Source organism: Scandinavium sp. (genome assembly GCF_051650185.1).
GTDB lineage: Bacteria > Pseudomonadota > Gammaproteobacteria > Enterobacterales > Enterobacteriaceae > Scandinavium.
In genome coordinates, this window is sequence record NZ_JBOFIN010000137.1 from 55,383 (window position 1) to 65,590 (window position 10,208).

Annotated in this window: 6 protein-coding genes and 1 pseudogene; 5 read left to right on the top strand and 2 right to left on the bottom strand. The window is 56.4% G+C overall.

What is annotated here, in order from left to right; genetic code table 11:
* Window positions 1–13: 13 nt before the first annotated feature.
* Window positions 14–1,684 carry a methyl-accepting chemotaxis protein gene (tsr, locus tag ACRCWW_RS18895; protein ID WP_438683759.1) on the bottom strand — a complete coding sequence of 557 codons (1,671 nt, stop codon included), beginning with the start codon at window positions 1,682–1,684 and terminating at the stop codon, window positions 14–16.
* A gap of 344 nt (window positions 1,685–2,028) precedes the next feature.
* Here tsr and ACRCWW_RS18900 point away from each other — a divergent pair, with 344 nt between their 5' ends.
* The 3 genes from ACRCWW_RS18900 (at window position 2,029) to yjiA (ending at window position 5,451) form a co-directional block, all read left to right on the top strand.
* A complete protein-coding gene (locus tag ACRCWW_RS18900; RefSeq protein WP_438683760.1) occupies window positions 2,029–4,182 on the top strand; it encodes a carbon starvation CstA family protein in 2,154 nt (717 codons plus the stop codon).
* A 95-nt stretch (window positions 4,183–4,277) separates the two neighbouring features.
* Window positions 4,278–4,481 (top strand): YbdD/YjiX family protein, encoded by a 204-nt coding sequence (locus ACRCWW_RS18905; protein WP_438683761.1) that lies wholly within the window; start codon window positions 4,278–4,280, stop codon window positions 4,479–4,481.
* A 10-nt stretch (window positions 4,482–4,491) separates the two neighbouring features.
* Window positions 4,492–5,451, top strand: coding sequence for a GTPase (gene yjiA, locus ACRCWW_RS18910; RefSeq protein ID WP_438683762.1), 960 nt, complete (start codon window positions 4,492–4,494; stop codon window positions 5,449–5,451).
* Window positions 5,452–5,511: 60 nt separating this feature from the next.
* Here the strand turns inward: yjiA and ACRCWW_RS18915 are convergent, their stop codons facing one another.
* The gene (locus ACRCWW_RS18915; protein WP_438683763.1) at window positions 5,512–6,867 is read right to left on the bottom strand and encodes an esterase-like activity of phytase family protein; all 1,356 of its coding nucleotides are present in this window, start codon (window positions 6,865–6,867) and stop codon (window positions 5,512–5,514) included.
* A 152-nt stretch (window positions 6,868–7,019) separates the two neighbouring features.
* Here ACRCWW_RS18915 and ACRCWW_RS18920 point away from each other — a divergent pair, with 152 nt between their 5' ends.
* Window positions 7,020–8,912, top strand: coding sequence for a potassium transporter Kup (locus ACRCWW_RS18920; RefSeq protein ID WP_438683764.1), 1,893 nt, complete (start codon window positions 7,020–7,022; stop codon window positions 8,910–8,912).
* A gap of 45 nt (window positions 8,913–8,957) precedes the next feature.
* Window positions 8,958–10,070, top strand: a pseudogene (locus ACRCWW_RS18925) (DUF445 domain-containing protein); the annotation flags it as partial.
* Window positions 10,071–10,208: the final 138 nt, after the last annotated feature.

The following is a 10,208-nucleotide window of genomic DNA, read 5'->3' on the forward strand; positions in this document are numbered from 1 at the left end:
TATTAGTCAGACGTCAGAACGTTTCCCAGTTATCGCCGTTGTCCGTCACCGCCGCTTTACGCAGTGTGGCTGGAGCCTGAGAAGACGTTTTAACACTAGCCTGTTCACGCTTCGCCGCCAGCTGTGATTGCTGAATGCGGAACACCGCAACGGCCTGCGTCAGGCGGCTGGCTTGTTCTTCCAGCGCGGCGGCAGCAGAAGCAGACTCTTCCACCAGCGAGGCGTTCTGCTGAGTCACACGGTCCATTTCAGCCACTGCGAGACCAACCTGGTCGATACCGCGGCTCTGCTCGTCAGACGCAGAAGCAATCTCACCCATGATGTCAGTCACGCGAGTCACCGCGTTCACGATCTCATCCATGGTTTCGCCCGCGCTTTCAACCAGCGTAGAACCCACTTCAACACGGCTTACGGAATCTTCAATCAGACTCTTGATCTCACGTGCCGCCTGAGCACTGCGCTGTGCAAGGTTACGCACCTCGCCCGCAACCACAGCAAATCCACGGCCCTGCTCACCTGCACGCGCGGCTTCAACTGCGGCGTTCAGTGCCAGAATATTGGTCTGGAAAGCAATGCCGTCGATAACGCTGATAATGTCGGCAATTTTCTGCGAACTGCCCGCGATATCACGCATGGTCTGCACCACGTTATCGACCACTTTGCCGCCCTTCTGAGCGGTTTCTGAAGCGCTCAGCGCCAGATGGCTGGCCTGGCGGGCGTTCTCGGCGTTCTGTTTCACCGTCGCCGTCAGCTCTTCCATGCTCGCAGCGGTTTCTTCCAGAGAAGCCGCCTGCTGTTCGGTACGGGAAGAGAGATCGTTGTTACCCATCGCGATTTCGCTGGCGCCGCTGTAAATGGCATCCGCGCCGTTACGCACTTCGCCCACGGTACGCACCAGCTCGCCCTGCATGTGGCGCAGAGAATCCGCCAGCTGGCCCATCTCATTGCTGCCCTGCACGTCGATCGGCTTGAGCAGATCGCCGCCTGCAATATGACGAATGCTTTCGATCACGCGATTCAGCGGGCCGATCAGCGCCTTGTGGATCCCCACCCAGACGCCAACGATCACCACCAGCACCGCCAGCAGAACGCTGGTCAGCACCCAGATCGCCTGATTGTAAGAACTGCTGTTATCCGCCACAGCAACTTCATATAGATGATCGTTTTGCTGGAAGTAGCTCACGTACGCTTTCTCAAACCCATCCTGATAGCTCTGCGTTGGCTGATCGAAGAAATCGTTGATCTTGCCCGCGCCCAGCAGCTGGATAAGCTCCGCCAGCGCACCATGGTAGATGTCGTAGTTGCGCTTGATGTCCAACGCCGCCGCTTCGCTCTGACGAGGATCGCGCGGCTGTGCTTCATACTCCGCCCAGCGCTTCTCGGCATCGTCCAGCGATTTGCTGGCAATCTGCATCAGCTCAGCCACGGTAGCCCCGCTGCCAATGTGGTTCTGATCCATCATGTAACGGATCCCGGCGCGGTTGAGGGTATTTCGGGTTTGCAGGAGTGAAACCCAGCTGCCATTCAGCGTGGATTGCTGTTGGCGAATGGTTTGCAGAACGGTGAAGTTTTCTTTGTCGTGCTTCAGCGCGTTAAAGAACAAGCCGCCGGATGTCAGTTGTAAAAGGCCAAATAAGACCAAAACCAGCACGAGGCTGGTGACAATTTTAATACGGTTTAACATTTTTTCTCTTTCCAGTGGGAAGTTAACAGTTATTCGGCCTGAAAAGAGAAAACTTTAAGGAAAAACATGCTGCTTTGAGCAGGTCAGATCATTGCATCCTCTGGAAGCCAACCCCCTGCCGGGCAAACCACAGTGTGATGGTCATCACATTTCTTTGTTTGTCAGCCACTTAGTCAAACCACTCACCGCCTCCTGCGACCACTCACCACTCCATACAACCACTCACTCAGATCCCACCCACCGCGCGCGCGAAGGTCTGGCACGATCGCCGCAGCATCAAAACCAATACCTCGATTAAGCATTCGCATCTTTTTATTCATTCTAAAAAAAACCGGGTTTTCACTATGGATATGAAAAAACTTCTCAAACATGTGCCCTGGGCCATCGTCGGGATCATCGGGGCATTTTGCCTGTCGGTGGTTGCGCTGCGTCGCGGGGAGCACATCAGCGCCCTGTGGATCGTCGTCGCGTCCGTGTCGGTCTATCTGGTGGCGTATCGCTACTACAGTCTCTACATCGCCCAGAAGGTGATGAAACTTGACGAGACCCGCGCAACGCCGGCGGTGATCAACAACGATGGCCTGAACTACGTGCCGACCAACCGCTACGTGCTGTTCGGCCACCACTTTGCCGCTATCGCAGGGGCAGGCCCGCTGGTTGGCCCGGTGCTTGCGGCACAGATGGGTTATCTGCCGGGCACACTGTGGTTGCTGGCAGGTGTGGTGCTGGCGGGGGCGGTACAGGACTTTATGGTGCTGTTTATCTCCTCGCGCCGTAACGGTTCTTCCCTTGGCGAAATGGTGAAAGAAGAGATGGGCCGCGTGCCCGGCTCCATCGCGCTGTTTGGCTGCTTCCTGATCATGATAATCATCCTGGCGGTGCTGGCGCTGATCGTGGTGAAAGCCCTGGCCGAAAGCCCGTGGGGCGTGTTCACCGTCTGCTCAACCGTGCCGATTGCGCTGTTCATGGGCATCTACATGCGCTTCCTTCGCCCAGGCCGCGTGGGTGAAGTGTCCGTTATCGGGATTGTGCTGCTGGTCGCTTCTATCTGGTTCGGTGGCGTCATCGCTCACGACCCTTACTGGGGCCCGGCGCTGACCTTCAAAGACACCACCATCACCTTCGCGCTGATTGGCTACGCGTTTGTTTCTGCACTGCTGCCAGTGTGGCTGATTCTGGCTCCGCGTGATTACCTCGCGACCTTCCTGAAAATCGGCGTGATTGTTGGTCTGGCACTCGGCATCGTTATCCTTAACCCGGAACTGAAAATGCCTGCGGTCACGCAGTACATCGACGGCACCGGCCCGCTGTGGAAAGGCGCGATGTTCCCGTTCCTGTTTATCACCATCGCCTGTGGTGCGGTTTCCGGCTTCCATGCGCTGATCTCTTCCGGCACCACGCCGAAGCTGCTGGCGAATGAAAAGGATGCGCGTCTGATTGGTTATGGCGCGATGCTGATGGAATCCTTCGTGGCGATCATGGCCCTGGTGGCCGCGTCCATCATCGAACCGGGTCTGTATTTTGCGATGAACACCCCGCCAGCAGGCCTCGGCATCACCATGCCAAACCTGCACGAAATGGGCGGTGAAAACGCAGCGATGATCATGGCTCAGCTGAAAGATGCCAGCATTCACGCCGCGGCCACCGTCAGCTCCTGGGGCTTCGTGATTTCGCCTGAGCAAATCATGCAGACCGCGAAAGACATCGGCGAACCGTCCGTTCTGAACCGTGCCGGTGGCGCGCCAACGCTCGCAGTCGGTATCGCGCACGTGTTCCACAAAGTGCTGCCGTGGGCGGACATGGGCTTCTGGTATCACTTCGGTATTCTGTTCGAAGCGCTGTTCATCCTGACGGCACTCGACGCCGGTACCCGTGCGGGCCGCTTCATGTTGCAGGACTTGCTCGGTAACTTCGTACCATTCCTGAAGAAAACCGACTCCTTCATCGCGGGCGTTGCTGGCACCGCGGGCTGTGTGGGCCTGTGGGGTTATCTGCTGTATCAGGGCGTTGTCGACCCACTCGGCGGCGTGAAGAGCCTGTGGCCGCTGTTCGGGATCTCTAACCAGATGCTGGCGGCCGTCGCGCTGGTGCTCGGTACCGTGGTGCTGGTGAAAATGAAGCGCACCAAATACATCTGGGTGACCGTGGTACCTGCTCTGTGGCTGCTGCTGTGCACCACCTGGGCGCTTGGCCTGAAGCTGTTCAGCGCCAACCCACAGCTGGAAGGCTTCTTCTTTATGGCTAACCAGTACAAAGACAAAATTGCCGCCGGTGGCGCAGACTTGACCGCACAACAGATTGCTAACATGAACCATATCGTGGTGAACAACTACACCAACGCGGGTCTGAGCATTCTGTTCCTGGTGGTGGTCTACAGCATCATCTTCTACGGCATCAAAACCTGGATGAAGGCTCGCAGCATCGAGGCACGTACCGATAAAGAAACACCTTATGTACCAGTGCCAGAAGGTGGCGTGAAGACTTCTTCGCATCATTAAAATCATGGCGGGTGGCGCAACGCTTACCCGCCCTACCCATCCCCGTAGGCCCGGTAAGCGTAGCGCCACCGGGCATTTACTTATAAGGATGAACAATGTTTGGTAACTTAGGCGAAGCCAAAAAATACCTGGGTCAGGCGGCAAAGATGCTGATTGGCATCCCGGACTACGACAACTATGTCGAGCACATGAAAACCACTCATCCGGACAAGCCGTACATGACCTACAACGAATTCTTCCGCGAGCGACAAGAAGCGCGCTACGGCGGCAGTGGAGAAGGCGGCATGCGCTGCTGTTAAAGGAGAGAGTATGACCCCGATTGCAGTCACCCTTCTGACCGGATTCCTCGGCGCCGGCAAAACCACCCTGCTGCGCCACATTCTCAACGAGCAGCACGGGTATAAAATCGCCGTCATCGAAAACGAATTCGGCGAAGTCTCCATCGACTCAGAGCTGATTGGCGACCGGGCCACGCAGATCAAAACCCTGACCAACGGCTGCATCTGCTGTAGTCGATCCAACGAACTGGAAGACGCCCTGCTGGATCTGCTCGACAGCCGCGATCGCGGTGACATCGAGTTCGACAGACTGGTCATCGAATGTACCGGCATGGCCGATCCCGGCCCGATCGTACAAACCTTTTTCTCCCATGAGATCCTCTGCGAACGCTACCTGCTCGACGGCGTGATCGCCCTGGTCGATGCCGTTCATGCCGACGATCAGATGAATCAGTTCACTCTCGCGCAATCCCAGGTGGGCTATGCGGACCGCATCCTGCTGACCAAAACCGACGTGGTGGGCGACAGCGAAAAACTGCGTGAACGCCTGAGCCGCATCAACGCCCGCGCACCTGTTTATACTGTCACTCATGGCGATATCGAACTGGCGCAGCTGTTCAACACCAACGGGTTTATGCTGGAAGAGAACGTCGTGCAACCGAAGCCACGCTTTCACTTTATGGGCGATAAGCAGAACGACATTGCTTCGATCGTCGTCGAGCTGGATTACCCGGTCGATATCAGCGACGTATCACGAGTTATGGAAAACCTGCTGCTGTCGTTTGCCGACAAACTGCTGCGCTACAAAGGGATGCTGTGGATTGACGGTGAGCCCAACCGCCTGCTGTTCCAGGGCGTGCAGCGCCTCTACAGCGCCGACTGGGACCGTCCATGGGGCGATGAAGTCCCGCACAGCGTGCTGGTGTTTATTGGCGTGCAACTGCCTGAAGAAGAGATTCGCTCGGCGTTTGCGGGGTTGAAGAAAGTTTAGTTGTTAACTCCCTCTCCCTTTGGGAGAGGGCCGGGGAGAGGGGATCAGACCGCACGATTCTTACATCAAAGCCTCAGGCAACGTCACCACCCAAAGCTCGCTCTGCGACTCCGGCTTTTCCAGCGGCTTGATTTCAATCGACGTCGCCACCGCCTGATCGTCCACGGTCAATTTCCCTTGATCGTTAACCCGATAATCTTTCAGCTTTTTCCCTTCTATCGGATCGTTCAGCTTCGTCTTCACGCCGAAGTCATTATCGTTCGCCACCGCCAGGGTTTTGCTGTCGATCAGCGCCAGCCCTTCTGCTTTTTCCTGCTGCCAGCCAAGCTTACGCAGATCGACAGCCAGGGTTTTGGCCGCTAACTGGATCCCGCGCTTCGCCAGCTGATCCGCTGTATCAAACTCAGGATATTCGCCAGGTTTATCAAAGGCCGCCAGATCGCTCGCTTTGCTGAGATCAACCTTGTAGATGTTATTGCTCATCACGTCATTCTTATCGCCGCCCTGCTCAATCAGCAGAATGTGGTCGTTATCCAGCGCCACGATGTCGCCGATTTTGGCATCGCTGTTTTTGCTGTAGACGTCATCAATCGGATAGCCATACATCGCCGTTTTTCCCGTCGCCGGATCGAAACTCACCAGGCGTGTAAAGACAGCCTTTTTCTTACTCTTGCCATCGATATCCAGCGTGCTCTGCACCGCCGCGATAATACGGCCATCCGGCATACGCGTAACGCCTTCAAAACCACGGTTCGGCTGACGCCACTTGATGATATTCGGCAAACCGCCCGCGATAGATTTCTCGCCCTCCTCAGCCTGAGGGCCATGCATCGCGAGGATCTTGCCTTTGTTGTCGATATGAATCAGGAACGGGCCGTACTCATCACACAGCCAATAACCACCCATCCCGTCCGGCGTAATACCTTCGGTATCCAGCCCGCGATTATCACCGTTCAGTTTTTGCAGCGTATCGCTCAGCGCGACTTCGTTGGTGGAGCCAATCACGCCGCTCTGCAACGGCAGGCCGTTGATCGGGCCTTTGTCATCATGCAAAGCACGCACGTCCGTCGCCTGCGCTTTGCCATTTTCCACACGAATGGAAAGCAGCTGCGGCGCAAATTCCGGCGTCACGAAAATCTTGGCTTCCTGCTTACCGACATTCGGCGCATCAGCATTCGGGCCACGATCCGTCACCGTCGCAAACGTCAGCGCATCACCCTGCTTGCCAGTAAACAGCAATCCAGAGCCGATACCCACCGGCAGGCCGTTGGGAAAAGCAGAAGAAAAAGCGCCCTGGTAATCGATATGTGACCCTTCCGGGAAGCTAACCACATAACGTTCGGCAGTGGGTTCAGCGGCCAGGGCAGGAAGAGAGAAAGCGGAGAGCAAAGCCAGAGGTATAAGTTTGATTTTCATTATTTCGTCCCTTTTTATGAGTGTGTAATACCCTAAAAAAGGGAGATGACAGAAAGATGAACAGAGAAAAAATATTGGCACCATCCCCCACAAAAACCAACCCACTCCATCTGTTCTATATTTCTATCAGGCCACAACCAACAGGATTTCCCATGGATCAGACGGCGCAGGCAGCGGAGAGCAATACGGAGCAGAAAGCGCCCGGCACGGTGTGGCTGGCGGGGGGCGCGCTTGGCGTGGTGTTTGGCGATATTGGCACCAGCCCTTTGTATACCCTGAAAACGGTGATCCTGCTGACCGGCAGCAGCCCAACGCCGTCGCTGATCCTCGGCTTACTCTCCCTGATTATCTGGACGCTGATCCTTGTCACCTCGGTGAAATACGCGGCGTTTGCCATGCGGTTTGATAACCGTGGTGAGGGCGGGATCATGGCGCTGATGTCGCAGCTACAGCACTTACGTAAAGGCCGTGTGTTGATCATCTTTGCCGGGCTTTTGGGTGCGGCGCTGATTTATGGTGATGGCGCGATCACACCTGCGATCTCTGTGCTTTCCGCGCTTGAGGGGCTGAACATCGTCTTCCCGGAAGCGCATCATCTGGTGCTGCCGGCTGCGGTCACCATTCTCGTTGCGCTGTTCGCCATTCAGCCTTTTGGCACGGCGAAAATAGGCAAAGTCTTTGGCCCGATTATGACGCTGTGGTTCGTGGTCATTGCCGCGCTGGGCGTCTGGGGCATTCTTCAGCATCCGTCGGTCTTACTGGCGATCAATCCCTGGTACGGCTTCCATTTTCTGCTTTCCAACGGGCTGGTGAGCTTTTTAGTGCTGGGCGGGGTGTTTCTCTGCGTGACGGGTGCGGAAGCGCTGTATGCCGACATGGGGCATTTCGGCAAAAAGCCTATCTGGCTGGCGTGGTACGGCATGGTGTTCCCTGCCCTGGTGCTGAACTATGCCGGGCAATCGGCGCTGCTGCTCTCTGGCGCGGAGATCTCGCACAACATCTTTTTCCGCCTTTGCCCACCTGCGATGCAAATCTCCTTAGTCATTCTCGCCACGCTCGCCACCATTATCGCCAGTCAGGCCATCATCACTGGCGCGTTCTCGATGACGCGCCAGACCATCCAGCTTGGCTGGTTGCCGCACTTGCGCATCAGGCAAACTGCGGCGGATAACTACGGCCAGATTTATATCGGCATGGTCAACTGGCTGTTGATGGTGGCGACGGTGTTCCTGGCCGTTTTCTTCAAATCTTCCGACAACTTAGCGGCGGCGTATGGCATCGCGGTGTCGCTGACCATGCTGATGACCTCCGGCCTGCTGTATGTGGCGATGCGCCAGATTTGGCACTGGAGCAGGCTCACCAGCGCACTGGTCGCCCTGCTGTTCCTCGTGATTGATACCAGCTTCCTGATAGCCAACCTGATCAAAGTGCTGGACGGCGGCTACATTCCGCTGCTGTTGGCGGCAATGATCTGCACGGTGATGATCGTCTGGCATCGCGGGATCAACGCCACACTCGATGCCATCAACGAAAAAGAGATGCCGCTCGAAACTTTCTTTAACAAGCTGCGCGATAACAACATTCCCCGCGTGCCCGGTTCGGCGGTGTTCTTGACGCGTTCCAAAAACGGCGTGCCACCGGTGATGCGCTGGCATGTCGCGCGTAATCGCTCGTTGCAGGAGAACGTCCTGACGCTGACCATCTCCGTGCTTAACGTCCCGCGAATCACTCACGTAAACCGTCTGGTGGTAACCAGAGTGGCACCGAATTACTGGCGTGCCGTCGCGTATTACGGCTTTATGGAACGCCCGAACATTCCGGCGCTGCAAAGCGAAATCACCAGCCGTCACTGCCCGTTTGAACTGGAAGATGCCACCTATTATCTCGGCCATGAAACCATTGTCGGGCGCGAGAACGGACAGGGCATCGCCAAATGGCAACGCAGCTGTTTTGCCTTTATGGCGCGTAACTGCACCCACGCGACGCACTATTATCATCTTCCTGCCGACCAGGTGGTGGAAATCAGCCGTCGGGTGGCGATTTAGTGGCGTTTTTTGCATTCACGCGCCGTCGCGCTCTATGCTTAGGCCATGGACAAAATAGCTGAACTCAAACGCGCCAAACTGCTGGCGCTCTCACTGCTGCTGATTGCCGCAGCCATTTTTATCACCACCCTGTTCCTGCCGCCTGCGCCATGGGTCGGGGCGCTGAAGGCCATTTCGGAAGCGGCGATGGTCGGTGCGCTGGCCGACTGGTTTGCGGTGGTGGCGCTGTTTCGTCGCGTGCCATTGCCCTTTATCTCTCGCCACACGGCGATCATTCCGCGCAATAAAGACCGGATTGGCGACAACCTCGGCCAGTTCGTGCAGGAAAAATTTCTCGATACTCAGTCGCTGGTAAACCTTATCCAGAAGCACGAACCGGCGCTGATGATCGGCAACTGGTTCAGCCAGCCCGACAACGCGCAGCGCGTGGGACAGCACTTAATCAAAGTGATGAGCGGTTTTCTGGAGCTGACCGACGACTCGCGTATTCAGGGCTTGCTCAAACGCGCGGTGCATAAGGCGATTGATAAAGTTGACCTGACGGGCACCAGCGCGCTGATGCTGGAAAGCATGACCAAAAACAACCGGCATCAAAAGCTGCTGGATGCGCTGATTGCCCAGTTGATTGCGCTGCTCCAACGCGAAAGCAGCCGCGAGTTTATCGCCCGGCAAATCATTCACTGGCTGGAGAAAGAGCATCCGCTGAAAGCGAAAGTGTTGCCCACTGAGTGGCTGGGTGAGCACAGCGCAGAGCTGGTGACCGAAGCCGTGAATACGCTGCTCGATGACGTCAGCCACGACAGCGCGCATCAGGTGCGCCAGGCCTTTGACCGCGCGGTGCTGAAGCTTATTGATAATCTGAAAGCTGATCCGGAAATGGCCGCCAAAGCCGAAAATATTAAGCGCTACCTGAAAAACGATGAGACCTTTAACCGCTATCTGGGCGAGATGTGGGCCGACCTGCGTCAGTGGCTGAAAGAGGATCTTAGCGCGCAAGACTCCCGCGTGCAGAAGCGCATTGCCGAAGCCGGATTATGGCTGGGTGAAACGCTGGTGAACGATGAAGCGCTGCGAAGCTCTCTCAACGGCCATCTGGAACAGGCAGCACGCCGGGTTGCGCCTGAGTTCGCCACCTTCCTGACGCGCCACATCAGCGACTGATCCTACCCGCGAATAGTGGACACGCGACTAAGTGAGTAAACTCTCAACCAGAGGTAGCTCACATGACAAAACCAGCATCAACCATCAAAAAGATCCGTAAACAGCACTCGCCTGAATTCCGTCAGGAAGCCCTGA